Annotated in this window: 23 protein-coding genes and 1 pseudogene; 16 read left to right on the top strand and 8 right to left on the bottom strand. The window is 63.9% G+C overall.

What is annotated here, in order from left to right:
* Window positions 1-73: 73 nt before the first annotated feature.
* Window positions 74-1,445, bottom strand: a pseudogene (hisS, locus tag AB7828_RS27265) (histidine--tRNA ligase); the annotation flags it as partial.
* Between the two features lie 185 nt (window positions 1,446-1,630).
* Here hisS and AB7828_RS27260 point away from each other — a divergent pair.
* The 4 genes from AB7828_RS27260 to AB7828_RS27245 all read left to right on the top strand — a co-directional run bounded on the left by AB7828_RS27260 (window position 1,631) and on the right by AB7828_RS27245 (window position 5,849).
* On the top strand, window positions 1,631-2,224 hold the full coding sequence (locus tag AB7828_RS27260; RefSeq protein ID WP_441231691.1) for a phage holin family protein: 594 nt from the start codon (window positions 1,631-1,633) through the stop codon (window positions 2,222-2,224).
* Window positions 2,224-3,351, top strand: a complete 1,128-nt coding sequence (locus AB7828_RS27255; RefSeq protein ID WP_441231690.1) for a YihY/virulence factor BrkB family protein — start codon at window positions 2,224-2,226, stop codon at window positions 3,349-3,351. The genes AB7828_RS27260 and AB7828_RS27255 overlap by 1 nt, the downstream gene beginning before the upstream one ends.
* 153 nt (window positions 3,352-3,504) lie before the next feature.
* Window positions 3,505-4,980 carry an EAL domain-containing protein gene (locus tag AB7828_RS27250; RefSeq protein WP_441231689.1) on the top strand — a complete coding sequence of 492 codons (1,476 nt, stop codon included), beginning with the start codon at window positions 3,505-3,507 and terminating at the stop codon, window positions 4,978-4,980.
* Between the two features lie 14 nt (window positions 4,981-4,994).
* A complete protein-coding gene (locus AB7828_RS27245; protein WP_441231688.1) occupies window positions 4,995-5,849 on the top strand; it encodes a TIGR01459 family HAD-type hydrolase in 855 nt (284 codons plus the stop codon).
* A gap of 1,133 nt (window positions 5,850-6,982) precedes the next feature.
* Here the strand turns inward: AB7828_RS27245 and AB7828_RS27240 are convergent.
* Window positions 6,983-7,378, bottom strand: coding sequence for a response regulator (locus AB7828_RS27240; protein ID WP_089263591.1), 396 nt, complete (start codon window positions 7,376-7,378; stop codon window positions 6,983-6,985).
* A gap of 260 nt (window positions 7,379-7,638) precedes the next feature.
* Here AB7828_RS27240 and AB7828_RS27235 point away from each other — a divergent pair, with 260 nt between their 5' ends.
* The 8 genes from AB7828_RS27235 to AB7828_RS27200 all read left to right on the top strand — a co-directional run bounded on the left by AB7828_RS27235 (window position 7,639) and on the right by AB7828_RS27200 (window position 17,504).
* On the top strand, window positions 7,639-8,610 hold the full coding sequence (locus tag AB7828_RS27235) for a bifunctional riboflavin kinase/FAD synthetase (protein ID WP_093759349.1): 972 nt from the start codon (window positions 7,639-7,641) through the stop codon (window positions 8,608-8,610).
* Window positions 8,607-9,167 (top strand): sugar O-acetyltransferase, encoded by a 561-nt coding sequence (locus AB7828_RS27230; RefSeq protein WP_441232323.1) that lies wholly within the window; start codon window positions 8,607-8,609, stop codon window positions 9,165-9,167. Before AB7828_RS27235 ends, AB7828_RS27230 begins: the two co-directional genes overlap by 4 nt.
* A gap of 179 nt (window positions 9,168-9,346) precedes the next feature.
* The gene (ileS, locus tag AB7828_RS27225; protein WP_441231687.1) at window positions 9,347-12,379 is read left to right on the top strand and encodes an isoleucine--tRNA ligase; all 3,033 of its coding nucleotides are present in this window, start codon (window positions 9,347-9,349) and stop codon (window positions 12,377-12,379) included.
* Window positions 12,352-12,873 (top strand): signal peptidase II, encoded by a 522-nt coding sequence (lspA, locus tag AB7828_RS27220; RefSeq protein ID WP_439057328.1) that lies wholly within the window; start codon window positions 12,352-12,354, stop codon window positions 12,871-12,873. Before ileS ends, lspA begins: the two co-directional genes overlap by 28 nt.
* Window positions 12,874-12,972: 99 nt before the next feature.
* Complete coding sequence (locus tag AB7828_RS27215) at window positions 12,973-13,686, top strand: hypothetical protein (RefSeq protein ID WP_089263592.1); 714 nt, start codon at window positions 12,973-12,975, stop codon at window positions 13,684-13,686.
* A 144-nt stretch (window positions 13,687-13,830) separates the two neighbouring features.
* A complete protein-coding gene (locus AB7828_RS27210; protein ID WP_441231686.1) occupies window positions 13,831-15,228 on the top strand; it encodes a M16 family metallopeptidase in 1,398 nt (465 codons plus the stop codon).
* Between the two features lie 29 nt (window positions 15,229-15,257).
* Window positions 15,258-16,592, top strand: coding sequence for a M16 family metallopeptidase (locus AB7828_RS27205; RefSeq protein WP_420878654.1), 1,335 nt, complete (start codon window positions 15,258-15,260; stop codon window positions 16,590-16,592).
* 9 nt (window positions 16,593-16,601) lie between these two features.
* Window positions 16,602-17,504: a ketopantoate reductase family protein gene (locus tag AB7828_RS27200; protein WP_441231685.1), complete on the top strand. Its 903-nt coding sequence runs from the start codon at window positions 16,602-16,604 to the stop codon at window positions 17,502-17,504.
* Here the strand turns inward: AB7828_RS27200 and AB7828_RS27195 are convergent.
* Window positions 17,501-18,184 carry an ROK family protein gene (locus AB7828_RS27195; protein ID WP_441231684.1) on the bottom strand — a complete coding sequence of 228 codons (684 nt, stop codon included), beginning with the start codon at window positions 18,182-18,184 and terminating at the stop codon, window positions 17,501-17,503. The two genes, AB7828_RS27200 and AB7828_RS27195, sit on opposite strands and share 4 nt — an antisense overlap.
* Window positions 18,185-18,339: 155 nt before the next feature.
* Between AB7828_RS27195 and arfB the strand changes: the two genes are divergently transcribed.
* From arfB to mutL, 3 genes are all read left to right on the top strand, one after another.
* Window positions 18,340-18,756 carry an alternative ribosome rescue aminoacyl-tRNA hydrolase ArfB gene (gene arfB / locus AB7828_RS27190; RefSeq protein WP_093759989.1) on the top strand — a complete coding sequence of 139 codons (417 nt, stop codon included), beginning with the start codon at window positions 18,340-18,342 and terminating at the stop codon, window positions 18,754-18,756.
* Between the two features lie 44 nt (window positions 18,757-18,800).
* Window positions 18,801-19,196, top strand: a complete 396-nt coding sequence (locus AB7828_RS27185; RefSeq protein WP_441231683.1) for a VOC family protein — start codon at window positions 18,801-18,803, stop codon at window positions 19,194-19,196.
* 124 nt (window positions 19,197-19,320) lie between these two features.
* Window positions 19,321-21,141, top strand: coding sequence for a DNA mismatch repair endonuclease MutL (gene mutL, locus AB7828_RS27180; RefSeq protein ID WP_441231682.1), 1,821 nt, complete (start codon window positions 19,321-19,323; stop codon window positions 21,139-21,141).
* Window positions 21,142-21,252: 111 nt separating this feature from the next.
* On the opposite strand, the gene AB7828_RS27175 is transcribed toward mutL, so the two are convergent.
* The 3 genes from AB7828_RS27175 to AB7828_RS27165 form a co-directional block, all read right to left on the bottom strand.
* Entirely contained in the window at window positions 21,253-21,642 is a 390-nt protein-coding gene (locus AB7828_RS27175; RefSeq protein ID WP_089261869.1) for a VOC family protein, read from the bottom strand.
* 23 nt (window positions 21,643-21,665) lie between these two features.
* Window positions 21,666-22,220 carry a 16S rRNA (guanine(966)-N(2))-methyltransferase RsmD gene (rsmD, locus tag AB7828_RS27170; protein WP_441231681.1) on the bottom strand — a complete coding sequence of 185 codons (555 nt, stop codon included), beginning with the start codon at window positions 22,218-22,220 and terminating at the stop codon, window positions 21,666-21,668.
* Between the two features lie 209 nt (window positions 22,221-22,429).
* A complete protein-coding gene (locus tag AB7828_RS27165) occupies window positions 22,430-24,757 on the bottom strand; it encodes a pseudouridine synthase (protein ID WP_441231680.1) in 2,328 nt (775 codons plus the stop codon).
* A gap of 160 nt (window positions 24,758-24,917) precedes the next feature.
* Here AB7828_RS27165 and AB7828_RS27160 point away from each other — a divergent pair, with 160 nt between their 5' ends.
* Window positions 24,918-25,364, top strand: coding sequence for a nucleoside deaminase (locus AB7828_RS27160; RefSeq protein ID WP_441231679.1), 447 nt, complete (start codon window positions 24,918-24,920; stop codon window positions 25,362-25,364).
* Here AB7828_RS27160 and AB7828_RS27155 read toward each other — a convergent pair.
* The gene (locus AB7828_RS27155; protein WP_120288571.1) at window positions 25,335-25,589 is read right to left on the bottom strand and encodes a DUF6894 family protein; all 255 of its coding nucleotides are present in this window, start codon (window positions 25,587-25,589) and stop codon (window positions 25,335-25,337) included. The genes AB7828_RS27160 and AB7828_RS27155 overlap by 30 nt on opposite strands.
* A 68-nt stretch (window positions 25,590-25,657) precedes the next feature.
* Window positions 25,658-26,941 carry a phosphoribosylamine--glycine ligase gene (purD, locus tag AB7828_RS27150; protein ID WP_441231678.1) on the bottom strand — a complete coding sequence of 428 codons (1,284 nt, stop codon included), beginning with the start codon at window positions 26,939-26,941 and terminating at the stop codon, window positions 25,658-25,660.
* Window position 26,942 lies beyond the last annotated feature (1 nt).

Here is a 26,942-nt window from a genome sequence, read left to right as displayed (position 1 = left end):
TCCGTGATCTTGGTCTGCGCCTCTGCCTGCTTCTGCAGATAGGCGTCGCGGTCACCTTCCAGATCCGACAGTCCGGCACCGAGGATCAGATCCTTCAGCATCACTTCGCCGGTCGCCTTTTCGTCGGAGCCTTGAATGATCACACACGGTGAATTGCGCCGGTCGGCATATTTCAGCTGGTTGCCCATGTTCTTGGGATTGCCGAGATAGAGTTCGGCGCGGATGCCGGCATTGCGCAGGCTCGCAACCATCTTCTGATAATCGGCGACACGGTCGCGATCGAACACGGTGACGACGACCGGGCCGAAATCCGGCGTGGTGTCGATCTTGCCGAGCAGCGTCAGCGCCGCCTGCAGGCGCGAGACGCCGATCGAGAAGCCGGTTGCGGGCACCGGCTCGCCGCGGAAGCGCGAGACGAGACCATCGTAACGACCACCGCCGCCGACGGAGCCGAAGCGAACGGGACGGCCCTTTTCGTCTTTGGTTTCAAGCGTGAGTTCAACTTCATAGACGGGGCCGGTATAGTATTCGAGGCCGCGCACGACAGACGGATCGATCTTGATGCGATCGGTTTGATAGCCCGCCGCAGTGATCAGCTTTTCGATCTCGGCAAGCTCGGCGCGTCCCTGCTTGTATGCATCGGAGCTATCGAGCTTCGCAGTCGGCTCGCTCGCTGCGTCGAGACTGCGCAGTACTGTCTCAGAATCGTCCGGCGAGAGTCCCGCACCCTTAGTGAAATCGCCCTTGCCTTCCTCGCCGCCATCCCAGCGGCCGGGGCCGAGCAGCTTCTTGATCTCGTCGACCGGAAACTTGTCCATCTTGTCGATGGCGCGCAGCACCGTGAGGCGACGTCCGACGTTCTCGTCGCCGCCGAGGCCGATGCTCTCCATCACCCCATCGAGCACCTTGCGGTTGTTGACGCGCACCACATAGCTGCCACGCGGAATGCCGAGCGCTTCCATCGCATCGGCCGCCATCATGCACATTTCGGCATCCGCCGCCGGCGAGCCGGAGCCGACGGTGTCGGCGTCGAACTGCATGAACTGGCGGAAGCGACCGGGGCCCGGCTTCTCGTTGCGATAGACGTAACCTGCACGGTAGCTGCGATATGGCTTCGGCAGCGCGTCCCAGTGTTCGGCGACATAGCGCGCCAGCGGCGCCGTCAGGTCGTAGCGCAGCGAGATCCACTGCTCGTCATCGTCCTGGAACGAGAACACGCCCTCGTTCGGCCGGTCCTGATCGGGCAGGAATTTGCCGAGCGCATCGGTGAATTCCATGGTCGGGGTCTCGACCGGCTCGAAGCCGTAGCGTTCATAGACCTCGCGGATGGTGTCGGTCATGCGCCGGGTCGCGGCGATATCGGCCGGTCCGCGGTCGCCAAGGCCGCGCGGCAGACGCGCGCGCAGTTTCTGGGGTTTTTTGGGCTTTTCAGACTTTTCGCTCATAGCGGCGTGGTACCAGCGCAGGCAGGAACCGGCAAGCGTTCGGCCCCGCGATCACCTGAGGTTGGCCATGCGCAACGCCACAAGGTTCGCCACGGCGGAACCTTCGTCATGCCTCCCCGTTCAATTTTAAATGCCGGTCGCCGCAAACATTCCGAATTTGGCCGGCGCAGAACGAGGCTTTCAATATGCCACCGCTCGCAAGCGCCCTGCTACAAACAGGGCTGGCGCTCAAGCTCAATCAGGTCAAGCGCGCCACGTCGTCCTATGTCCGTGACCGCAGTGAGCAGACCCAGGGCATCGCGGTCTCTTATGCGGTCGCTGCCGGACTTTATGCTGCCGCAGGCGTCTTTCTGATCGCCACCTTGCTGGTGGGCGCCACCGCGCTGTTTCGCTGGATCGAACTGCGCTACGGGCTGTTTCAGGCCTTTGGCGCAACCGGTGCATTACTGCTGGTGCTCGCTGCGCTCTTCGCCATCCTCGCGGCGAGTCGCTTGAAGCGCCCCACGAAACAGTTTCCGAGTCTGGGCAGCCGACTGCGCGTCGCGATCAATGCGAGCCCCGGCAAGCATGAGCAGGTCACGTCGGCCGCACCGCATCGCGCACCCGCGCCGAACGAATTCAGGCCGAGCACACGCTCCGCACAGCCCCCGCAGAGCAGCGGCCCGGTGAAAGCCGGACTGGTGCTCGCCGCGACGCTTGCCGGCTGGGCCTTTGCGAGGCGCCGCAGCCTTGCGCAGCCGGCCCCTGCCCGCAGACCCGCGAGCAAAGCGAACGCCTGATGGCCGTCCGCCGATCCGACACGGACAGTCTGCTGCTGGTCGCAGCGACGACCTTCGCCGTGCTCGCGTTGCAGAGCTTTTTCTCGGCGCGCACCGCAGAGAGGTCCGTTGTCGATGAGCCGCAACCGATCGGCGACACCGACGTCCCGCCACCACAGACATTCACCCGCGAACTCGCCCAGTCCGGACGCGGCCGCCATTCGTCCAGCCCGCTGCAGATTCCATGGAGGGGCTGGAAGGACGTGCTGTGGCGCACCTACGAACAGATCAACGAGGACCGGCTGCTGGCGATTGCGGCCGGGGTCGTATTCTTCGGCCTGCTCGCCGTCTTTCCGGCCATCACCGCACTGGTCTCCTGCTACGGGTTGTTCGCCGATGCCTCGACGATCTCCGACAATCTGCAGACGCTGGCGCTGATGCTGCCGGATGGCTCGTTCCAGATCGTGCAGGACCAGATCGCGCGCGTGCTCGCCAATGGCCAGGCCAAACTCGGCCTCACCTTCCTGTTCGGCCTTGCGCTGGCGCTGTGGAGTGCCAATGCCGGTGTAAAGGCCGTGATCGATGCGCTCAATGTCGTCTATGGCGAGCGCGAGAAGCGCAGCTTCATCAAGCTCAATATGCTCTCGCTCGCTTTCACCACCGGCGCCATTGCCGCCCTGCTGCTGATGGTCAGCGCCGTGGTTGCGCTGCCGCTGACGCTGGACCGGATCGGTCTCGCAACCGACAGCAAGACGATCATCAGCCTCGCGCGCTGGCCGCTTCTGCTGCTGGTGGTCGTGCTGGCGCTCGGCATTCTCTATCGCTTTGGTCCGAGCCGCCCCGGCGCGCGCTGGGAATGGCTCAGCATCGGCACCCTCGTCGCCGCCTTGCTCTGGCTGACCGGCTCGGCCCTGCTGTCCTGGTACCTGTCAAATTTCGGCAATTACAGTGCCACTTACGGCTCGCTCGGCGCCGCCATCGGCCTGATGATGTGGATGTGGATGTCCGCGATCATCGTTCTGTGCGGGGCCGAACTGAATTCCGAGATCGAGCACCAGACCGCCGTGGATACCACCGTCGGACCTGGACGACCGATGGGCGCACGTGGCGCCGCCATGGCCGATACGCTCGGCCGCGCCAGCGCCTGAGGTGCAAAAGCACCGGTGGGCAAGTTCTCCCAGCCCTGCTTTCCGAATCAACAATAATGCTAAGGTTGGCCGGGTACTTAGCGCCGGGAGCGCTCGCGGCCGGACCTTTGTCGTGCCGTGCAGGAGTTTGGATTTGAGGATGTTGCGCGCGTTATGATCCGCATCTCCACGATTTTTGTCGGCATTTGCATGGTGCTGGTCTCAGCTTCGCTTGGCCTGGTGCTGTATGCGATCGCCGGCATCAGTGGCTACGAATCTGCCATCGTCGCACTGACTGCGCTCACCGTGATGATCCTCTACAACGCGGTGTCGATGCGCATCAAAGACCGCACCGAATCCACAGGCCAGATCACCGATCTGTCGCGCGGCACCGCTGACCTTGCGCGGCAGGTCGCCGAATTCGGCCGCCGCCTCGCCGTGGTCGAGAGCAAGATCGCATCCGCCGGCACAGCCAATCAGGACCGTATCCAGACCGTCGCCGGCGAGATCGGCGAATTGGGTGCGCTGGTGAAGCAACTCGCCACATCGGTCGCCACCCACGAAGACATGCTGACAGCGATGCCTGCGCCGGCGACTGTTTCGGCGGCGATCGCGCCGCCATCGCCACCGGTCAACCCCGTAACCGCTGCCGATGTGCCGCTCGCCGTCGAGGTCGCCGAAGACACCGTGACACCGACGGCACCTGCGATCGTCGTCCGGCCGGAGGCAAAGCCGACGCGCGACAATGCGCAGTTCACCGCCATGGTGAAGGATGCCATCGCCGACAACCGCATCGACATCTATCTGCAGCCGATGGTCACGCTGCCGCAGCGCAAGGTGCGCTTCTACGAGGCGATGACGCGGCTGCGCGACGACAAGGATCAGGTGATCACCGCCGACGAGTTCATCGGTCCCGCAGAAGCCGCCGGCCTGATGGGCCAGATCGACCACATCGTGCTGCTGCGCTGCATGCAGGTGCTGCGCCGCCTGATGGTGCGCAACAAGGATGTCGGCGTGTTCTGCAACATGGCTGGCGCGACCCTGTCGAATGCCGAGACCTTCGCGCAATGCATCGACTTCCTCGAAGCCAATCGCGCACTGGCGCCGTCCTTCGTGCTGGAATTCAAGCAGAACGTGTTCCGCAATCTCGGCCCGATCGAGAGCGAGCATCTCGCCGCCCTCGCCCAGCGCGGCTACCGCTTCTCCATCGATCACGTCACGGATTTGCGGATCGAACCCCGCGACCTCGCCGATCGCGGCGTGCGCTTTATCAAGGTACCGGCAGCACTCCTGCTCGACCCCAAGCAGACGTCGAATTCCGACATTCATCCCGCCGATCTCTCCGACCTGCTCGGCCGGTTCGGAATCGACCTGATCGCCGAGCGAATCGAGGGCGAACGGGCCGTGGTCGACCTGCTCGACTTCGACGTCCGGTTCGGGCAAGGCTTCCTGTTCGCGGCGCCCCGCCCGCTCAGGCCGGAAACGCCGGCCAATGGCGGTGCGCCAAATCCCTCCGCCAAGGACCCCGCAAAGGCGCCCACGGACCCCAATGGCCTAGCGAGATCCGCCCCAACCACGCCTGCGCGGCCTGAGCCGCCGCGCTCCACCGGCAATGCCGCGCTGGCGCGCCGCGCCACCGGCCCGAACTGATCGGCCCTCAATTCATGACCACACTGCGTTTCGTCGAGCGCTTGCGCGACCTCACCGGACATGTCGACGTCGTCCTCAGCGACATCTGGGGCGTCGTCCATAACGGCCTCGAGTCGTTCCCCGAAGCCTGCGAGGCGTTGCATACGTTTCGCGCCAATGGCGGCACGGTGATCATGATCACCAATGCGCCGCGCCCCGCCGACTCCGTGCAGCGGCAGCTCCGCAAGCTCGGCGTCGCTGACGACACCTATGACGCCATCGTCTCGTCCGGCGACCTCACGCGCAATTTCGTCGCCGGCCGGCCGGGTCAGGCGATGTATCTGATCGGGCCGGACCGCGACAGTTCTATCCATCGCGGCCTCGATGTGAAGCTCACCCAGCTCGAACAGGCCGACTACATCGTCTGCAGCGGATTGTTCGACGACGAGACCGAATCCGCCGACGACTATCGCGACATGATGCAACAAGCGCTGGCGCGCAAGCTGACGCTCGTATGTGCCAATCCCGACATCATCGTCGAGCGCGGCGACCGCTTGATCTATTGCGCCGGCGCGGTCGCTGAACTCTATCGCGAGATGGGCGGCGAGGTGATCTTCTACGGCAAGCCGCATCGGCCGATCTACGATCAGGCGATGGCACTGGCCAAGGCGAAGCGCGGCCAGCACACGGCGCTGGATCGCGTGCTGGCCATCGGCGATTCCGTGCGCACCGATCTCACCGGCGCGCATGCCTATGGCATCGACCTGCTGTTCGTCACCCGCGGCATCCATGCCGGCGATTTCGAAGGCATCGAACAGATGGGCGCCGCGGAAGTGAAGGAACTGTTCGGCCATCCACCGAAAGCGCTGATGCGCGAATTGAAGTGGTGAGCTGAGGTAAGGCGCACATCGTAGGATGGGTAGAGCGCAGCGAAACCCATCGCTTTCTTCGTCTGCAATTGATGGGTTTCGCTCCGGCGCAAGCGCGCCTGCGCTCTACCCATCCTACGCACCGCGTCCCATGTTCGTCATGGCCGGACTTGTTCCGGCCATCCACGTCTTGCTGTGGACGTCGCCAAGGCGTGGATACCCGGCATGCGCCGGGCATGACGGCGGTGTTTGGGACGTCCACGTCGCGCCGTTGCAGATTCAACTGTCAAACAGCCACTACCCTTCAGACATGCGTCATCACCCCCATTGTTTGCGGCGCGGGGGCGCCGTCGTCTGTCGCATTCCCACCCTCCTGTGAGAGGGCGTGCGGAACGCCGGGTGCCCGTTGCACCCTTGGGCCTGATGCGAATGCGGTCTTCCGCAGGTTAGTGTGCATCAGGACTTTCGGAGGCGTCAGGCAAGTGCCCGACGTTCCGCATACGGTGTTTTTTCGGTTGCCTGCACATCTGCCATGGCGAACGGTCCCATCACCAAAATTAATGTCCCAGGGCGGAGGGACAGGGTAGCCGCAAAGCACTTGGCCGAACGCGTTTCGATTTGGTCGTCCGTCACACTGTCCAGGGATCTTTCCATCTCAAGGTCGGCCGTGTCCTTGCCAGTGGCAGTGCTGGCGCAGATCCGTCCTGCCCGAAGACAGACGTTCCCCCATGAACCGCGTGACGCCGCATCTCCGGCGTCCACCGCATCCCACCCCGCGAACGTGACGATCGCGATCGCCCCTCTCGGTGGGGCAGGACGGAGGGGAATATAATCAAGTTAGGGATGCTGTCAATGAGGAATAGGAAAAAATGTTTAGGCGCTGTCTTGCGGCCGCCACTCGGTCATTCCGGGGCGTGAGGAGGCGCCGAAGGCGGCGTATCGCGAACCCGGAAGCCCGACATGTTCAGCGCAAAACACTCCGGGATTCCGGGTTCGCGCCGGCCCGCTTCGCGGTCCTTTGCGCCCCGGAATGACGAGGAGGGACGATCATTAGCCGCGCGACGCATCCGCGCTTGCTTCTTTGCAGACATGAAAATGCCCGGCGCGAGGCCGGGCATTGCGAAACTCAAAAGCTCTGAGCGAAGCTGCGCGGCTTACGCCGGCACGGTGTCCGGGAACACGGCTTCGATCTTGGTCTTCAGCGTCGCCGCGTTGAACGGCTTGACGATGTAGTTGTTCACGCCGGCCTTCTTGGCGGCAATCACGTTCTCGGTCTTGGATTCTGCCGTGATCATGATGAAAGGGGTCTGCGACAGGTTGGGGTCGGCGCGGACTTCCTTGAGCAGGTCGTAGCCCGTCATCGGCTCCATGTTCCAGTCGGAAATCACGAGGCCATACTTCTTGGTGCGCATCTTTTCCAGCGCCATCGAACCATCGCTGGCATCGTCGATGTGTTCGAAACCAAGCTGCTTCAGAAGATTGCGAATGATGCGGATCATGGTGTTGTAATCGTCCACCACCAGCACCGTCATCGACAAATCAACCGCCATCTTCATTCCCCCTGAGGCACGATACGCAAATGCAAAAAATGATATTTGCCGTCAGGCAAACCGTTCCAACCGGGATTGGCGAGTATTGCTGTCCGCGGCCCGGAGCCAGAATTAGCAGGGTGGGTTAAATTTCCAGTTAACCGCCCCATGGCGCGAAATTCGTCAAATTCGAGAAGAAAGCCGATTTTACCTTCGCTTGACTTCGACGTGGTGGGCGCGCCACGGTCCCTCACCCGCCAAAACCACCAACGAATCCAATCATGACGACTGCTTTCAGCGTGATCCGCGACACAACGCCCGCCAATGCCATCCCGCGCGGATGCGTCGTGGCAATGGGTAATTTCGACGGCGTCCATCTCGGCCACCGCGCCGTCATCGGTGCTGCGTTACGCATGGCGGAACTGCATAAAACAAGCGCTTTGGCGGTGACCTTCGAGCCGCATCCGCGCAGTTTCTTCAGCCCGAACACGCCGCAGTTCCGGCTCTCCGACGAAGCCGCCAAGCTGCGCCTGCTGGCGGGAACCGGCCTCGCCGGCGCCGTCGTGATGACCTTCGACAAGGGACGCGCCAGCACCACGGCGCAAGACTTCATTCACCACGATCTCATTGAGCGTCTCGGCATCAGCGGCATCGCCGTCGGCTACGACTTTCATTTCGGCAAAGGCCGCGTCGGTTCGCCCAGCCTGCTGGCCAACGAAGCGCCGCGCCTCGGCATCGAGGTCGACATCCAGCCGCATGTCGATATCGATGAGCGCCCGGTGTCTTCGACGGCCATCCGCATGGCCTTGGCCGAGGGCCAGGTGACCGAGGCCACGGAGATGCTGAACGGGCCGTGGTTCATCACCGGCGAAGTGATCCATGGCAAGAAGCTCGGCCGCGACCTCGGCTATCCCACCGCCAATATCCGCTTGAATAACAATTGCGGCCTCAAGCACGGCATCTACGCCGTGCGGGTCGGCCGCGGAAACGAGCGCTTCGACGGCGTTGCATCCTTTGGCCGCCGCCCGACCTTCGATAACGGCGCGCCTTTGCTCGAAGTCTTCCTGTTCGACTTCAAGGGCGACCTTTACGGCCAGGCACTGGACGTCGCCTTCATTGCCTTCATCCGCGATGAAATGAAATTCGAGGGCATCGAACCCCTGATCCGCCAGATGGACGACGACAGCGCCAAAGCGCGGGCCGCGCTGGCGGCTGCGCCGGATGCGTTTCCGAAGCTGGGAGACATCGACTGACCAGGACCGAAAAGCAGAAAATGCTCGCCGGCGAACTCTATCGCCCCGGCAGCGCCGAACTGGTCGCTGACGAGAAGGCCAACAAGGCCTGGCTCGCGAAATACAACGCGCAGCTGGACCGGCCTGTCGCCGAACGACGGACACTGCTCGCCGAGCATTTCGGCAAGGTCGGCGCCGACTGCGTGATCCGGCCGCCGTTCTTCTGCGACTACGGCTACAACATCCATCTCGGCGACAACGTTTTCCTGAATTTCAACTGCGTGATCCTGGACATTGTCGCGGTCTCCATCGGCGACCGGACGCAAATCGGCCCGGCCGTGCAGATCTACGCTGCCGACCATCCGCGGGACGCCGAGACCCGCCGCAGCGGACTGGAATTCGGCCGGCCGGTCAAAATCGGCGCCGATGTCTGGATCGGCGGCGGGGCCATTATCGTGCCCGGCGTCACCATCGGTGACGGCGCCGTGATCGGCGCCGGCAGTGTCGTGACCCGGGACGTTCCGGACGGCGCCACCGTGGCAGGCAATCCGGCCCGGGTGATTGGCAAACGGGGCTAATCCGACCCTTTGCGATCGTCTCCCCGGCTGCTATTGAGTGCCGGATGTCTGCACGGCGCCCCATCATAAGCATTATCGGCCCGGCTTCCGCCTGAGCTTCGCTCGGCGCAAGACCGGGACCGTCCAGTTTCATCGCGTTTTCACGCGTTTCAGCGCCATTCGAGCAAGCCAGAGCCATTATGTCCGACAAGCCCGCCAAATCTGACACCCACGACTATTCCAAGACCCTCTATTTGCCGCAGACCGAATTTCCGATGCGCGCAGGCCTGCCGACCAGCGAGCCGAAAATGCTGGCGCGCTGGAACGAGATCGACCTCTACGGCAAGCTCCGCGAGACCGCCAAGGGCAAGCCGAAATTCGTGCTGCATGACGGGCCGCCCTATGCCAATGGCAACATCCATATCGGGCATGCGCTCAACAAGATCCTCAAGGACGTGGTGACCAAGAGCCAGCAGATGCTGGGCTTTGACTCGAACTACGTGCCGGGCTGGGACTGTCACGGCCTGCCGATCGAGTGGAAGATCGAGGAAGAGAACTACCGCTCCAAGGGCAAGGTCAAGCCGAACTTCAAGGACGGCGCGGCGATGATCGCGTTCCGCCAGGAATGCCGTGCCTATGCCAACAAGTGGCTCGACATCCAGCGCGAGGAATTCAAGCGACTCGGCATCATCGGCGACTGGGCCGGCCGCTACGCCACCATGGACTATTTCGCCGAAGCGCAGATCGCCCGCGAGCTGATGAAGTTCGCGGCCAATGGCACGCTGTATCGCGGATCGAAGCCTGTGATGTGGAGCGTGGTCGAGAAGACCGCGCTGGCCGAAGCGGAAGTCGAATATGAGGACTACACGTCGGACGCGGTGTGGGTGAAATTCCCGGTTGCTGCCGAATTCGGCCGGCTCGCCAAGGCCGCGGTGGTGATCTGGACCACCACGCCGTGGACGCTGCCGGCCAACCGCGCCATCTCGTTCTCCAGCAAGATCGCCTATGGCCTCTATGAGGTCACCGAGGCGCCGGAGGACAACTGGCTGAAGACCGGCGATCTCCTGATCCTTGCCGATGCGCTGGCCGAGAGCGTGTTCAAGCAGGCGCGCGTGGCCTCCTGGAAGAAGAGCAGCGAGCTGTCCTCCGACATCCTCGAGGATCTCGAATGCCGTCATCCGCTCAAGGGTCTCGCCGGCGGTTATGATTTCATCGTGCCGCTGCTCGACGGCGATCACGTCACCGACGATACCGGCACCGGCTTTGTGCATACCGCGCCGAGCCATGGCCGCGACGACTTCGATATCTGGACGTCGAATGGCCGCCAGCTCACCGAGCGCGGCATCGCGACCACGATCCCCTACACGGTTGATGAGAACGGTGCGCTGACCGAACAGGCACCGGGCTTCGCCGGCACCCGCGTAATCAACGACAAGGGCGAGAAGGGCGACGCCAACGAGGCCGTCATCAAGGCGCTGGTCGAGCGCGGGATGCTGGTGGCGCGTGCGCGCCTGAAACATCAATATCCGCATTCCTGGCGCTCGAAGAAGCCGGTGATCTATCGCAACACGCCGCAATGGTTCATCGCGATGGACAAGGACATTTTGGAAGTGAACGCTCGCGGCAAGCCGGGAGCTATGGCGGACGACGGCAAGGCGAAGCCCGGCGACACGCTGCGTCACCGCGCCCTCGAAGCCATCAAGGTCACGCAATGGGTTCCGGCCACCGGCCAGAACCGCATCAACGGCATGATCAACACCAAGCCCGACTGGGTGATCTCGCGCCAGCGCGCCTGGGGCGTGCCGATCGCGGTGTTCGTGCGCGAGAAGGGCGACGGCTCCGCAGAGATCCTGCAGGACGACGCTGTCAACAAGCGCATTTCCGACGCGTTCGAGAAGGAAGGCGCCGACGCCTGGTATGCCGAAGGCGCGCGCGAACATTTCCTCGGCTCGCTTGCCAATGAGGAGTGGAAGAAGGTCGACGACATCTGCGACGTCTGGTTCGACTCAGGCTCCACACACGCCTTCGTGCTCGAAGACCCCGTGCACTTCCCCGGCCTTGCCGGCATCAAGCGCAAGGTAGAGGGCGGCGCGGACACCGTCATGTATCTGGAAGGCTCCGACCAGCACCGCGGCTGGTTCCAGTCGTCGCTGCTGGAGAGCAGCGGCACCCGCGGCCGCGCACCGTTCGACGTCGTGCTGACCCACGGCTTCACGCTCGACGAAAACGGTCGCAAGATGTCGAAATCGATCGGCAACACCATCGAGCCGCAGAAGATCATCAAGGACTCCGGCGCCGACATCCTGCGGCTCTGGGTCTGCGCCACCGATTATGCCGACGACCAGCGCATCGGCGCGGAGATCATCAAGAACACCATCGAGACCTATCGCAAGCTGCGCAACAGCGTGCGCTGGATGCTCGGCAGCCTCGCGCATTTCCACGACGAGGAGCGCGTCAAGGCAGACGATATGCCGGAGCTCGAGCGGCTGATGCTGCATCGTCTCTCGGAAGTCGATGCGGTGGTGCGGCAGGCCTATGCCGATTTCGACTACAAGACGGTGGTGGCCACGCTCGCCGCCTTCATGAACACCGAACTGTCGGCCTTCTATTTCGACATCCGCAAGGACACGCTGTATTGCGACGCGCCGTCGTCGGTAACACGCAAGGCCTCGCTGACCGTGATCGACTACCTGTTCCGTTCGATCGTGACCTGGTTCGCACCCATTCTGAGCTTCACCGCCGAGGAGGCGTGGCTGTCGCGCTATGGCAGCAGCTCCGTGTCGGTGCATCTCGAAACGTTCCAGAAGACGCTGCCGGCCTGGCGTAACGAGGCGCTCGCCGCGAAGTGGGAAACCATCCGCAATGTGCGCCGCGTCGTTACCGGCGCACTGGAAGTCGAGCGTGCTGCCAAGAATATCGGCTCGTCGCTGGAGGCCTCACCGCTGATCCATGTCACAGACCCCGCGATCTTTGCCATACTGGCTGACGTCGATCTGGCCGAAATCTGCATCACCTCGAATGCGATGCTGACCAATGCCGAAGCGCCCGCAGGCGCCTTCGCGCTGAACGACGTGCCCGGCGTTGCCGTGGTCGTGGAAAAGGCCGTCGGCACCAAATGTGCGCGGTCGTGGAAGATCCTGCCGACCGTGGGCGAGGACAAGGACTATCCCGACGTCACCCCACGCGATGCGCAGGCGCTGCGGGAATGGAAGGCGCTGGGAGTGGCTGTTTGAAACCAGCCGTCCGCTCCGGGCTGATCGCAGCCATCGTCGTCCTGATCCTCGATCAGGCGACGAAGCTGTGGCTGCTCTATGCCTTCGATCTCGGCCATCGCGGCCTGGTCAGGATCACACCGTTCTTCGATCTCGTCCTGGCCTGGAATACCGGCATCAGCTACGGCTGGTTCTCCGATTCCGGCCCCACCGGTCAGGTCGTGCTGGTGGCCATCAAGGCCATCGCGGTGGTGGCACTGGCCGTCTGGATGGCGAAATCGGAGACCAGACTGGCCACGATCGGGCTGGGACTGATCATCGGGGGCGCGATCGGCAATGCCATCGACCGGTTCGCCTATGGCGCGGTGGTCGATTTCGCCCTGCTGCACGTCGAAATATCAGGCAAGACCTACAACTGGTACGTGTTTAACCTTGCCGATGTCGCCATTGTTGCCGGTGTAGCGGCCCTGCTGTATGACTCTTTCTTCACGGTACCCGCCGCAAAAGCGCCCTGATCCCAGCCGATACGCAAGGCCAAGGGCGATACCAGCGGAACCGCACCAGGATTCTTCGGATTCTTGCGATCCGCCAGATATTTGAACAGGATGAACACGATGCGCGAGACCGAAACCGGTTGGGCTCTGCACACTTCATCGGGCGCCTGGATGCGCGCCCTGCGCCTCACCGCCGTTGCCCTTAGCGTTGGTCTCGTGATGTCCGCAGGCGCCGCACGCGCCCAGGATGCCGAGGAAGAAGACCAGCCATTCGAGCAGAAGGTCATCAAGCAGATCATGACCGGTCTCGGCGGTACCAATATGGAAAACACCGGGATCGACTACCGTGAGCGCTCGCCGCTGGTGGTCCCGCCGAAGATCGACCTGCCGCCGCCGGATGCCAAGGGCCCCGCGCCTGTCGCCAACTGGCCGAAGGATCCGGATGTACAGCAGCGCCGCGCAGCCGCCGCCAACGCCAAGACCGGACGTCCGGAAGAAGTGCTGGAAGCCGCGCGTCCGTTGACCCCGCGCGAGATGGCGCCGAAGCGCGCACGTGGCGCCTCGTCCGCCGTGGACAATTCCTCACCAGGCGATCCGAACAAGAACATCGTGCTGAGCCCGAAGCAGCTCGGCTATGAGGGTGGCCTGTTCAAGAACATGTTCGGCAGCAACAAGGGTGAGACCGCCGAATTCAAGGGCGAGCCGACACGCGAGTCGCTGACCCAGCCGCCAGCCGGTTACCAGACGCCTGCCTCGGGCTATGCCTATGGCACCGGGCCGAAGGAAACCATGAAGAACGATTACAACATCAACCCGATGACGGGTAAGTTCTGATCGCAGCGCTCCCTTTGCGCCGCCATTCCAAAGACGTCCTTTCACTGCGATCAGCCTGCACGCGCGGATGTGTCCCGCGCGATGGCTTGGTCATGCCTTTCTCTTTGCTTTCTTCCCCCATGCTTTGGAGCTGTTAGCCCCGCCATGACCTCTTCATTCCGACTTGCCGCACGATCCGTCGCAGTCGTCGCTTTGCTGCTGGCTCCCGCCCTCGCCATATCGGGCGCCCGCGCACAGACGGTGACCGCGAAGCCGCCAACCACGTTCAAGCTCAATAACGGCATGCAGGTCGTGGTGATCGAGGATCACCGCACGCCCGTCGTGACGCAGATGATCTGGTACAAGGTCGGCTCCGCCGACGAGACGCCCGGCAAATCCGGCCTCGCGCATTTCCTCGAACATCTGATGTTCAAGGGCACAGCGAAACATCCGGTCGGTGAATTCTCGCAGACCGTGCAGCGCGTCGGCGGCGAGGAGAACGCTTTCACCTCGACCGACTATACCGGCTACTACCAGCGCATCAGCAAGGACCAGCTCGGCAAGATGATGGAATTCGAGGCCGATCGCATGACCGGCCTGGTGCTGAAGGACGAGAACGTGCTGCCCGAGCGCGACGTCGTGCTGGAAGAATACAACATGCGCGTCGCCAACAGCCCGGATGCCCGGCTGTCGGAGCAGATCATGGCCGCGCTCTATCTCAACCATCCCTATGGCCGCCCGATCATCGGCTGGCATCAGGAAATCGAGAAGCTCGACCGCGAGGACGCGCTCGCCTTCTACAAGCGCTTCTACGCTCCCAACAATGCGACGCTGATCATTGCCGGCGATGTCGACCCGCAGGAGATCCGCCCGATGGTGGAGCGCACCTATGGCGTAGTCCCGGCACAGCCGGCGATCCCCGAACGCCGCATGCGCCCGCAGGAGCCGACGCCCGCCGCGCCGCGCACGGTGACGCTGTCCGATCCGCGTGTCGAACAGACAAGCCTGCGCCGCTATTATCTGGTGCCGTCAGCAACCACCGCTGCGGCCGGCGAGAGCCAGGCACTCGATGTGCTTGGCCAATTGATCGGCGGCGGCGCGAACTCATATCTCTACCGCGCCCTCGTCATCGACAAACAGCTCGCGATCAATGCCGGTGCCAGCTACCAGGGCACTGCACTCGACAGCGCACAGTTCCTGATTTCGGCCTCGCCGAAGCCGGGCGCCGAATTCGCCGATATCGAAAAGACCATCGACGCCGTGATCGCCGACCTCGCGACCAACCCGGTGCCGGCTGCCGACCTCGAACGCGTCAAGACGCAGCTCGTCGCCGAAGCCACCTATGCGCAGGATAGCCAGGCCTCGCTGGCACGCTGGTACGGCGCGGCACTCACCACGGGCCTCAGCGTCGAGGACATCCGTAGCTGGCCCGACCGCATCAAGGCGGTCACCGCCGAACAGGTCCGTGCAGCCGCACAGACCTGGCTCGACAAGAAGCGCTCGGTCACCGGCTATCTGATCAAGGATACATCTGCGCCGAAGCGCGAGGAGAAGCGGTCGTGAGCATCATCTTCAACGCCGGCCGCCTCGGCATTGCCGTCGCTACCGCCTTCTCACTCGTCACCCTGACGGTGACGCCATCTTTCGCCGCGGCCAAGGTGCAGCGGCTCGTGACGCCAGGCGGCATCGAAGCCTGGTTCGTGCAGGATGCAACCGTTCCCCTGATCGCAATGGAATATGCGTTCGGCGGCGGTGCGGCACAGGATCCGAAGGATAAATCCGGCACCGCCAACATGGTGGCCAGCCTGATGGACGAAGGCGCGGGCGATCTCGATTCCACGACCTTCCGCGATCGCATGGAACGCCGCGCCATCGAGCTCAACTTCAACGCCCAGCGCGATTACCTGCGTGGCTCACTGCGCATGCTGAAAGAGCATCGCGACGAGGCGTTCGACCTCGCCCGCCTCGCTTTGACGTCGCCACGCTTCGATGCCCCCGATGTCGAGCGCATCCGCGCGCAGATCATGTCCGGCCTGCGCCGCGAAACCTCGAACCCGAATTCGCTGGCGACGCGCAAGTTTCTGCAGGTGGCATTCGGCGACCATCCCTATAGCCGACCGTCCAACGGCAGCCTGACCGACGTGCCGACCATCAATGTCGATGACATCAAGGCCTACAAGCAACGCATCGTCGCGAAGGACACGCTGAAGATTGCCGTGGTCGGCGACGTCGATTCCGATACGCTCGCGACATTGCTGGACAAGACCTTCGGTGGCCTGCCCGCCAAGGCGACACTGACGCCGATCCCGGAAGTCACGGCAGCCAAGCCGCCGCAGAAGGAATCCGTGACGCTGGACGTGCCGCAGACGGTCATCACCTTCGGCAGCCCGGGCGTCAAACGCGACGATCCGAATTTCATGGCCGCCTATATCGTCAATCACATCCTCGGCGGCGGCACGCTGTCGTCGCGGCTGTATCACGAAGTGCGCGAGAAGCGGGGCCTGGTCTATTCCGTCAGTGGTTCGCTGCTGTGGATGCAGCATTCCGGCATCTATATCGGCAGCACCGCGACTCGCGCCGACCGCGCCACCGAGACGGTCGATACCGTGACCAGCGAAGTGAAACGCATGGCCGAGCAGGGTCCGACCCAGCGCGAGCTGGATGAGGCCAAATCCTATCTCAAGGGTTCGCAGATGCTGGCGCTCGACACCTCGTCGAAACTGGCCGGCGCACTGCTGCAATACCAGCTCGACAGACTGCCGATTGATTACATCGAGAAGCGCAATGTCGTGGTCGATGCCGTGACGCTGGACCAGGCCAAGGCGGCAGCGAAGAAGCTGTGGGCAGATGGCCTGCTGACCGTCGTCGTCGGCCGCGCGCCGCAGGCGGCCGCAGCGCCGGTAGCCCCGGCACCGAAGGCCAACTGAGGCGCCGCCGTGCGGATCGCGGTGATCGGTGCCGGAGCGGTTGGCTGCTACTACGGCGCCAAGCTGCTGCGCGCCGGCCATGACGTGACATTGGTCGGACGCCAGATCCATGTCGATGCCATCAATGCACGCGGCCTTCGGTTCGAGAGCGCCGAGTTCGACGGGTTCATTCCGGCGAAGGCGGTGACGCAGAGCACCGATCTCGCGCCGCCGGACCTCGTTCTGTTCGCCGTGAAGTCCGGCGATACGGACAGTTCAGCAGGCACGCTCAAACCTGTGCTCAAGTTCAACTCCATCGTGCTGAGCCTGCAGAACGGCGTCGACAATCCCGAGCGCCTGCGCGCCATCCTCAGCCAGCCGGTGATCGCCGCCGCCGTCTATGTGGCCTCCGAGATGCCGGGTCCAGGCCATGTGAAGCACAATGGCCGCGGCGAGTTGATCATCGGCGCATCGCCCGAGAGCGAAAGGCTGGCGAAGCTGCTGTTCGACGCCGGCGTGCCAACTACCATCGCCAGCGATATCGACGCGGTACAGTGGTCGAAGCTCATCAACAACTGCGCCTATAACGCGCTCTCGGCGGTGGCCGGGATTGCCTATGGCGAGATGTTCAAGGTCCAGGGCGTGCCTGACATCGTCACCAATGCCGTCGTGGAATGCATGGCGGTGGCGCGCGCCTGCGGCGTATCGCTTCCCGCCGACCTCCTGGACAAGACGCTCGCCCTCGCGGCCAGCATGCCGCTTCAGCAATCCTCGACATCGCAGGATCTCGCCCGCGGCAAGCCGTCGGAGATCGACTTCCTCAACGGCTTCATTGTCCGGAAAGGCGCCGAGCACGGCATTCCGACGCCGACCAACCATGCGCTGCAGGTCATGGTGAAGCTGGTCGAACGCAGTGGGTCACGGCGGTCCTAGCGGCGCTTCACTGGCTTCGGTGGATCCCAGAGCCGGAAGCCGCCTTTGAACGCATTCGCGTTGTCGCCGCGCCGGGTCTTGTGCGGGAGTTTGTCGAGCATCTCCACATTGCCACCGCCGAGCACCGTATAGTCGGGCTCCAGCGCAGCCGTCAGATCAGCAACGACATCAGCCACGCGCTGCCGCCACTTCTTCTTGCCCAGCCGCTTCAGGCCGGCTGCGCCGACATAATCCTCGAATATCTTGTGACGATAGGGCAGATGACCGAGCTCCATCGGCTCGGACAGACCATCGATGATCATGGCCGCACCCAGTCCTGTGCCGAGGCCGAGAAACAGCATCCGGCCGCCATCATAGCTGCCGACCGCTTGCATCATGGCATCGTTCACAAGCTTCGTGGGCTTGCGGAATGCCCGTTCGAAATCGAAACCCTTCCAGCCCGTGCCGAGATTGTGTGGCTCCTTGAGCGGACGATTGCCGGCCACCGGGCCGGGATAGCCGGCTGAGACGACGTCATAGCGCCAGTCTTTGGTCAGCGCCTTGACCTTGCGCACCATTTCCTTCGCGGACAGGTCCGGACCGGATTCGAATTCGCGTTTGATCCCTTCACGGCTGGTCATCACCTTCACATGGGTACCGCCGATATCGATGGTGAGAATATTGCGGGGATTCTTGGTCATGAGAAGTCCGGATTGACTGATGGTGCAACGATAAGCCTCGGCATGGCGCCAGTTCCAGCATTACCGCTATGTCCCGGGCATATCTTTGCGATCTGCGATCAAGCGCACGGGGGCACCAAGCAAAACGCGGTATCCTGTGCTACGGAGACAGAATGCTGCTCCGGATCACCCGCTCCATCGCCATCGACGAAGACGATATCGATATCGTCTTCGTCCGCGCGTCCGGACCTGGCGGGCAGAACGTCAACAAGGTCTCCACCGCCGCACAATTGCGCTTCGACAGCCGCAAGCTGACGCTGCCGGAGGACACCGCGATCCGGCTGCGGACCCTCGCCGGCCAGCGCATGACCAAGGACGGCGTGATCGTGATCCACGCCCAGCGCTTCCGCACCCAGGAACGCAACAAGGCCGACGCCATCGAGCGGCTGGTGGAGCTGATGCAGGAAGCCGCTTTCCGGCAGGCGCCGCGGCGGGCCACCAAACCGACGCTCGGCTCGAAGATGCGCCGCCTCGACGGCAAGAAGCGCCGCAGCGACGTCAAGGCAGGCCGCGGCGGCCGCTTCGACGACTGAGCGGCAACTCCATTTCCAAACCTATCTCGTCAAGGACACTCCCGATGGCCAAACCCGTTCATTCGATGATCCGCGTGCTCGACGAAGCGCGCGCACTGGACTTCTACAAACGCGCTTTTGGCCTCGAGATTGCCGAGCGCATCGCATTTCCTGACTTTGCGCTGATCTATCTGCGCCACCCCTCCTCGCCCTTCGAGCTCGAACTGACGGTGAATTTCGACCGCACCGAGCCCTATGTGCTGGGCGACGGTTACGGCCATCTCGCCGTCGTCGTGGACGACGTGGCGGCGGAACATGCCCGCTTCGAGCGCGAGAAGCTCGCGCCCGGGCCGCTGCGCGATTTCAAGCATGAGGGCCGCACGCTGGCGCAGTTCTTCTTCGCCACCGATCCCGACGGCTACAAGATCGAGGTGATCCAGAAGGGCGGCCGATTCGCATAAAGGCCGGGGAAAATCGGCCCTGTCGCGGGGACAGCCCGGCCGGCTGGCCCTAGAATGCCGCGATCAAACGCCTAACTGAACGTCAGGCGCAAATCGCCCGGCTTCGTACCCCAGCAGCATCTCCATGCCCGTTCGCCAGCTCCCAGAAACCATCGTCAACCGCATCGCCGCCGGCGAAGTGGTGGAGCGGCCGGCCAGCGTGGTGAAGGAGCTTGTGGAGAATGCCATTGACGCCGGCGCCTCGAGGGTCGAGATTTTCACCGATGGCGGCGGACGGCGGAAGATCGCCATCACCGACGACGGCGGCGGCATGACCCATGCCGATCTCACCCTGGCCGTGGACCGCCACGCCACCTCGAAGCTCGACGACGAGGACCTGCTGCAGATCCGCACGCTTGGCTTTCGCGGCGAGGCCCTGCCCTCCATCGGCTCTGTGGCACGACTGAGCATCACCACACGCCACGCCTCGGAGCCGCACGCCTGGTCGCGCACCGTCGATGGCGGCGAGAAGTCTGACATCGCGCCCGCCGCACTGTCGCAGGGCACCCGCGTCGAGGTCAGCGATCTGTTCTACGCGACCCCTGCCCGGCTGAAATTTCTCAAGACCGACCGCACCGAAGCCGAAGCGATCCGCGAAGTCGTGCGCCGCCTCGCAATGGCACGGCCGGATATCGCCTTCACCATGGCCGGCGAAGAACGCGCGCCGGTGACATGGGCGGCGGCCCTGCCCGGGCCGGCCGGACAGTTGACGCGGCTTGGCGACATTCTCGGGCCTGAGTTTCGTCTCAGTGCCATTGAAGTGCGCAGCGAGCGCGAAGGCGTGGTGGTTGAAGGTTTTGCTGCGGCGCCATCGCTGACCCGCGCCAATGCGCTTGGACAGTATCTGTTCGTCAATGGCCGTCCGGTCCGCGACAAGCTGATCATCGGTGCGGTGCGCGCAGCCTATTCCGATTATCTGCCCCGCGACCGCCATCCGATCGTCGCGCTGTTCGTCACGCTCGATCCGCAGGAGGTCGATGCCAACGTGCATCCGGCCAAGACCGAGGTGCGTTTCCGCAATGCCGGGCTGGTGCGTGGGCTGATCGTGCACGCCCTGAAAGAAGGCCTCGCCCGTGAGGGACGCCGCACGGCGGCCAATAGCGACGGCGCCGTGCTGGACTCGTTCCGCCCCAACTTCGCTCCGAATTTCGCGCCGCGTGCAAATGCGAACTGGGACTGGCAGCGCTCGCCGGCCTATCCGGTCAATCCAATGCCGGGCTTCGATGGTTCGGCGGCGTTTGCCGAACGCAGCCAGGCGGCTTTCGATGTCGGCACGCCCACGGCCGATGTGCGTTTTGAAGAGACGCCGCAGACCGATCTGGTCGACCGGCCGCTCGGTGCCGCGCGCGCACAGGTGCATGAGAACTACATCATTGCGCAGACCCGCGACGGCATGATCGTGGTCGATCAGCATGCCGCGCATGAGCGCATCGTCTATGAACGGCTGAAGGCATCGCTGGCCGCCAATGGCGTACAGCGCCAGATCCTGCTGATCCCCGAGATCGTCGAAATGGACGAAGCCATCGTCGAGAAACTGTTCGACCGCGCCGAAGAACTCGCAAGCTACGGCCTCGCCATCGACAGTTTCGGCCCCGGCGCCGTCGCCGTGCGCGAGACGCCGTCGCTGCTGGGCAAGACCAATGCGGCATCGCTGCTGCGCGATCTCGCCGAGCATATGGCCGAATGGGACGAAGCGCTGCCGCTGGAGCGCCGCCTGCTGCATGTGGCCGCGACCATGGCCTGCCACGGCTCAGTGCGCTCAGGCCGCCGCCTGCGGCCCGAGGAAATGAACGCCCTGCTGCGCGAGATGGAAGACACGCCGAATTCCGGCCAGTGCAACCACGGCCGGCCGACTTATGTCGAACTGAAGCTCAGCGATATCGAGAAGCTGTTCGGGCGACGGTAGACCCCTCAGCCGTCATTGCGAGCGCAGCGAAGCAATCCAGAGCCGCAAGCGAAGACTGGATTGCCGCGTCGCTTCGCTCCTCGCAATGACGTGGACGGGCTGGTGCTCGACTCACGTATATTTGGGATCGCGTTCCAAAAGCTCGATCGACACGCCCTGCGGCGCGCGGATGAAGCAGATGCGCAGGCCGGGCTTGAGCGTATGCGGCTCCTTGGTGAATTCGACGCCCTTGGCCTTCAGCGACGCGGCCACCGCATCGATGTCCTTCACCTTCAGGCCGAAATGGTCGAGGCCCTGATAGGGCGTGACCGGCGGCGGGTTGACGCCCATCTCCGGCGTCACCGGTGCGAGGAAGATCATGCCGCCGCCGAGCCTGATATCGATGCGGCCGGGCGCGCGCAGGATCTCGGCACCGAGCATGTCGGCAAACCACTGCGCGGTCGCTTCGGTGTCCGGCGTGCGGATATGGACGTGATCCCAGGTGTATTCAATCGCAGACATCGGCGGCTCCTTTTGACGTCTTCTTACACAGATCGCAGAAACGTAAACTCGGTATCGTCATAGGCGCGGCGCTCGAGTTCTTCGAACCCGTCGGGCGCCGCAAAGGCAGCATCCTTCGCCTCTTCCACCACCAGCAGAGCGCCCGGCGTCAGCCAGCCACCATCGCGCAGCGAGGCCAGCGCCTTTTCGGCAAGCTTCATGCGATAGGGCGGATCGAGGAAGACCAGCGAGAACGGCTCAACCGGATGGGCGGGGCCGAGATCGGCGGCGTCGCGGCGATACACTTTGGTGACGCCGCCCAGACCGAGCGCCTCGACATTGTTGCGGAGCAGTGCGCGCGCCTCAGACCCGTTGTCGACGAACAGCGTGAATTTTGCGCCGCGCGACACCGCCTCGATGCCGAGCGCGCCGGTGCCGGCAAACAGATCGAGCACGCGTGCGTCCGTGATCGGACTCTCGTAAGCGTGGATCAGGATGTTGAACAACGACTCGCGTAGTCGATCCGCCGTGGGACGGATCGCCTGCGTCGTGGGCGACGCGATGTTGCGGCCCTTCAGCCGGCCACCGACGACACGCATCAGATGCCTCGTTTGAAAAGTGGCAAAGCCACCGCAGGTGTAGCGTGGTCCCCTCCCCCCTTGCGGGGGAGGGTGGCGCGAAGCGCCGGGAGGGGGGTGAGCCACAAACGCCGGAGCTCCGGGTTACCCCCCTCCCCGCCCCTCCCCCGCAAGGGGGGAGGGAGCACAACTGCCGTCGCGATGTACATCGTATTTCTCTTTGACTTCTCTTACGCGTCCCGCGGCTTCAGATCGCGCTTGCCGTGATAGCCGCGCTTCGGCTTCTTCGGGGGACCGCCGAAGGTGGCTGCGTCCTCGTTGCGGGCACGCGACTCTTCCGAGCCGGCGCGCTGCACCAGAATGCGACGGCCCTTGCGGTCTTCCACCGTGGAACGCTTCAGAACCGGCTTCTTGACGATCACCGGGTCGAGCGACACATCGCCCTTGCTGGGCAGTTGCCGGCCGAAATCGGCGCCCGAGGCATCCGCGATCTTCTCACCGAGCTGCTCGCGCAGCACGCGGGTCTTCACCTCGTCAACCTCGCCTTCCTCGATCTCGCCGAGCTGGAACGGACCGTAGGAGATGCGGATCAGGCGGTTCACCTCAAGGCCGAGATGCGCCAGCACGTTACGCACTTCGCGGTTCTTGCCTTCGCGGATCGCGAACACGATCCAGACATTGGCGCTCTTGTCGCGCTCCAGCGTCGCATCGATCGAGCCATATTTGACGCCGTCGACCTCGACGCCGTTCTTGAGCTCGTTGAGCTGCGCCTGCGTGACTTCGCCATGCGCACGCACGCGATAGCGGCGCAGCCAGCCGGTCTCCGGCAATTCCAGCGTCCGCGCAAGGCCGCCGTCATTGGTCAGCAGCAGCAGGCCTTCGGTGTTGAAATCGAGCCGGCCGATGGAGATCAGGCGCGGCAGGCCCTCTGGCAGATGATCGAACACCGTCGGCCGTCCCTCGGGATCGGCATGGGTCGTCATCAGGCCGCGCGGCTTGTGATACAGGAACAGGCGCGTGCGCTCCGGCGCCGGCAACGGCTTGCCGTCGACGGTGATGACGTCGTTGGTCGAGACGTCGAGCGCCGGTGAGTTGATGACGCGGCCATTGACGGCGACGCGGCCCTGCGTGACCCATTCCTCGGCATCGCGGCGCGAGCACAGGCCCGCGCGCGACACGACCTTGGCGATACGCTCGCCGGCCTTCTTGGCCGCGGGAACGCGCGCCGGGCGGCGCGCTTCCGGATCGCGCTCACGATATTCACCGCGACCGCCGAATGCAGGACGCTTGGCGAAAATCCTGCTGTCGTCCTCGTTTTCACGACGCGGACGCTCGTCGCCGTCGCGAGCCTCGCTGTGACCATGCTCCTGCCAGTCGGTGCGGCCACGCGGCTCGCGCGGACGATCGAAGCTTGGACGGTCCTCACGCGGACGCGAGAAACGCGGACGCTCGCTGTCGCTACGCTCGGGGCGATCATCGCGCGAACGCTCGAATTTTGGCCTGTCGAATTTCGGCCGATCGAAATTGCGCGCGCCATCGCGCGGCGGACGCGCGCTGCGGCTACCGCGATCATCCGACCCGCCTTCGCGCTTCTGCCAGGGCTTCTGCTCGCTGCGATCAGGGCCGCGCTCGAAATCACGCCCACCACGATCACCGCGATCTCCACGATCGCTGAAGCTCTTGCGCGGACCGCCACGATCCGGCGCGCCACGCGAGAACTTCTTGTCGCCGCCAAATTTCTTCTCGGCGCTGAAAGGCCGGTCGCCACGCGGACGATCTCCGTCACGCGACGGGCGCGGGCTGAACGGTCGATCGCCATCACGCGACGGGCGCGGGCTGTAGGGGCGGTCGCCCTGCGGGCGCTCGTTGCGATCGCCTTGCGGCCGATCGAAGCGCGGACGCGGACGATCACCATCGCCACCGCGGAAACCTTCGCCGCGCGGCGTATAGGGGCGCTTCTCACCGCCGCCGTCGCGCGGCGCGTAGGGCTTCCGCTCGCCGAACTTCTTGTCGGAAAAACGTCCGGCCGGACGCGCATCGCCGCGGTCACCACGCGGGGCGCGGTCATCCCTGTTGAAATTCGGACGGTCGCCGCGCGGTGCCTCTCCGCGTGGGCTGTAGGGACGTTTGTCGCCGCCACCGGCGCCGGCGCGCGGTGAATAGGGACGCTTCTCGCGGTCGCCGAAATCCTTGCGCGGACCGCGGTCCGGACGATCGCCTCCGCCGCTGCGCGCGGGACGGTCATCGCGGTTGAAGCGGGCCGGACGCGCATCGTCACGATCGCGGCGCGGCGCACGGTCGTCATCGCGCTTGCCGGCGTAAGGCTTCGATCCAAAAGACTTGGCGCCAAAAGATTTGCCGCCAGAAGGCTTGCCACCGAAAGATCGCTTCTCACCGCCGCCAGCACCGGGCGGCTTCGGGGTGTATGTGCCGTCGCGCTTGGCGAATTTCTTGTCGGGTCCGCGTGCGGCGCCGGAGCGGCCTTTGCCGGCTCCGCCTTTTCCGCCCGTAGGCCGGCCGCGCGAGGGGCCGTTGTTTTTGTCGTTGTCGCGGGGCATGAAGGGTCTCACTGCAGCGGAAGCTGAATTGGGTTGAGCGGTGCGGACAGGGTTCGCGGGCCGAAAATGCGCGCTCATTGGGGCGCATTCTCACGCAAAACCAGTATCCACTTTTGCTGAATGCAACTCCGTAGCAGAGTTTTGCGCAGGAAACGAGCCGTTGACCGCACCTTCTTTCATGGATCTGGCGCTGAAAGCGGCCGAAAGCGCCGGAAATGCCGGCGAAGTCCCCATCGGCTGCGTCATCGTCGGGAATAACGAGGTGATCGCCACGGCCGGCAACCGGACCCTCCGGGACCGCGACCCGACCGCCCATGCCGAAGTCCTGGCAATCCGGGAGGCCGCCGCCAGGCTCGGCAGCGAGCGGCTGGTCGACTGCGACCTGTATGTGACCCTGGAGCCCTGCACCATGTGCGCGGGCGCAATCTCCTTCGCCCGGATCCGGCGGCTGTATTACGGCGCAGCCGATCCCAAGGGCGGCGGGGTCGATTCCGGCGTGCGCTTCTTCGCAGCAAAAACTTGCCACCACGCGCCGGAAGTCTATCCGTCCGTGGGCGAAACCCAGTCCGCCACGCTGTTACGAGAGTTTTTTAAAGCGCGGCGCTGAGGCTTTGCTGGCGGCTATATCGACGGGAATACGGGTTACTTCGTGCCCGTCTTCGTGAATGACGCAAATATGGCGCTCATGGTCCTCATGCGTGGCCAATCGCGTGCTGACTTCGTCGGCGATCACATAAGCCTGTGCAATCGCTTCGGCGTCGCTGCGCAGCTCCCGACCAGCATGGTCGCGCTGTGTCGTGCCGTTCTTGAGGTCGAAATAATAGTGCGCCATGGGTACCTCACAGCCCCATCAACGCGTTCCACAACCTTCGGTTCCCCGACAGGATCACCCGAATACCGTTACTTGCCCTTGCGCTCCCGCGCCACCGCCTGCCAGCCGATATCGCGGCGACAGAAACCTTCCGGCCAATTGATCAGGCCGATGGCTTCATAAGCACGACGCTGGGCCTCAGCGACGGTCTTGGCGGACGCCGTCACGTTGAGGACGCGGCCACCATTGGCGAGAATCCAGTCGCCGGATGCCTTAGTGCCCGCATGGAAAATCTCGACGCCCTCGATCTTCTCGGCGCGGTCCAAGCCGGCAATGCGCGTACCCTTGTCGTAGTCGCCGGGATAGCCCTTCGTGGCCATCACCACCGTCAGCGCCGGATCCGGGAACCAGCGCAGATCGAAATTCTTAAGCTGCCCGTCACAGCAGGCAATCAGCGCCGGCAGCAGATCCGACATCATACGGACCATCAGCACCTGGCACTCCGGATCGCCGAACCGGGCATTGTATTCGACGAGTTTCGGCCCCTGCTCGGTCACCATGACGCCGGCATAGATCACGCCCTTATAGGGCGTCCCCATGGCGCTGAGCGCGCGCAGGGTCGGCATGATCATCTCGTCCATTACCTGCGCGCAGAGCGCCTCAGTCATGACAGGCGCCGGCGAATAGGCGCCCATGCCACCGGTGTTCGGGCCCTTGTCGCCGTCGAAGGCGCGCTTGTGGTCCTGCGCAGTTGCCAGCGCCAACGCGTGCTCGCCATCGCACAGCGCGAAGAACGAGGCTTCCTCGCCCTGCATGAACTCCTCGATCACGACTTCCGCACCGGCCTCGCCGAAGCCGCCATCGAACATCATGTCGACCGCGTCCAGCGCCTCGGCTTCAGACATCGCCACCACAACGCCCTTGCCAGCGGCGAGGCCATCGGCCTTGACCACGATCGGTGCGCCCTGGGTCCGGATATAGGCCTTGGCAGACTCTGCATCATGGAAATGGCCGTAGGCCGCAGTCGGGATGTTGTTGGCCCGGCACAGTTCCTTGGTGAAGCTCTTCGAGCTTTCCAGTTGGCCGGCGGCTTTACTGGGTCCGAATGCCTTGATGCCGACGGCAGCAAGATCGTCGACGATGCCTGCCGCTATCGGGGCATCCGGGCCGACCACGACGAAATCGACCTTGTTCACCTTGCAGAAATCAATCACGGCCGCATGGTCGGTGATATCCACCGCCACGCATTCGGCCTCCCGGGCGATGCCGGCATTACCTGGCGCGCACCAGAGCTTGGTCAGCAGCGGCGACGCGGCGAGTTTCCACGCCAGCGCGTGTTCGCGACCACCGGAACCGATGAGGAGAATGTTCATA

Source organism: Tardiphaga sp. 215_C5_N2_1, assembly GCF_052076055.1.
In the GTDB taxonomy this organism is placed as follows: Bacteria; Pseudomonadota; Alphaproteobacteria; order Rhizobiales; family Xanthobacteraceae; genus Tardiphaga; species Tardiphaga robiniae.
This window is presented reverse-complemented; position numbering and strand designations above follow the sequence as displayed.

Bases quoted from the DNA above. Each gene is read 5' to 3' on its own strand.
- AB7828_RS27260 (WP_441231691.1), top strand. From the start codon at position 1,631: ATGCCACCGCTCGCAAGCGCCCTGCTACAAACAGGGCTGGCGCTCAAG.
- AB7828_RS27250 (WP_441231689.1), top strand. From the start codon at position 3,505: ATGATCCGCATCTCCACGATTTTTGTCGGCATTTGCATGGTGCTGGTC.
- purD (WP_441231678.1), bottom strand. From the start codon at position 26,941: ATGAACATTCTCCTCATCGGTTCCGGTGGTCGCGAACACGCGCTGGCG.
- AB7828_RS27155 (WP_120288571.1), bottom strand. From the start codon at position 25,589: ATGGCGCACTATTATTTCGACCTCAAGAACGGCACGACACAGCGCGAC.
- AB7828_RS27235 (WP_093759349.1), top strand. From the start codon at position 7,639: ATGACGACTGCTTTCAGCGTGATCCGCGACACAACGCCCGCCAATGCC.
- AB7828_RS27165 (WP_441231680.1), bottom strand. From the start codon at position 24,757: ATGCCCCGCGACAACGACAAAAACAACGGCCCCTCGCGCGGCCGGCCT.
- mutL (WP_441231682.1), top strand. From the start codon at position 19,321: ATGCCCGTTCGCCAGCTCCCAGAAACCATCGTCAACCGCATCGCCGCC.
- AB7828_RS27240 (WP_089263591.1), bottom strand. From the start codon at position 7,378: ATGGCGGTTGATTTGTCGATGACGGTGCTGGTGGTGGACGATTACAAC.
- AB7828_RS27245 (WP_441231688.1), top strand. From the start codon at position 4,995: ATGACCACACTGCGTTTCGTCGAGCGCTTGCGCGACCTCACCGGACAT.
- lspA (WP_439057328.1), top strand. From the start codon at position 12,352: ATGGAAGGCGCTGGGAGTGGCTGTTTGAAACCAGCCGTCCGCTCCGGG.
- AB7828_RS27175 (WP_089261869.1), bottom strand. From the start codon at position 21,642: ATGTCTGCGATTGAATACACCTGGGATCACGTCCATATCCGCACGCCG.
- AB7828_RS27185 (WP_441231683.1), top strand. From the start codon at position 18,801: ATGGCCAAACCCGTTCATTCGATGATCCGCGTGCTCGACGAAGCGCGC.
- rsmD (WP_441231681.1), bottom strand. From the start codon at position 22,220: ATGCGTGTCGTCGGTGGCCGGCTGAAGGGCCGCAACATCGCGTCGCCC.
- AB7828_RS27215 (WP_089263592.1), top strand. From the start codon at position 12,973: ATGCGCGAGACCGAAACCGGTTGGGCTCTGCACACTTCATCGGGCGCC.
- AB7828_RS27195 (WP_441231684.1), bottom strand. From the start codon at position 18,184: ATGACCAAGAATCCCCGCAATATTCTCACCATCGATATCGGCGGTACC.
- ileS (WP_441231687.1), top strand. From the start codon at position 9,347: ATGTCCGACAAGCCCGCCAAATCTGACACCCACGACTATTCCAAGACC.
- AB7828_RS27255 (WP_441231690.1), top strand. From the start codon at position 2,224: ATGGCCGTCCGCCGATCCGACACGGACAGTCTGCTGCTGGTCGCAGCG.
- AB7828_RS27210 (WP_441231686.1), top strand. From the start codon at position 13,831: ATGACCTCTTCATTCCGACTTGCCGCACGATCCGTCGCAGTCGTCGCT.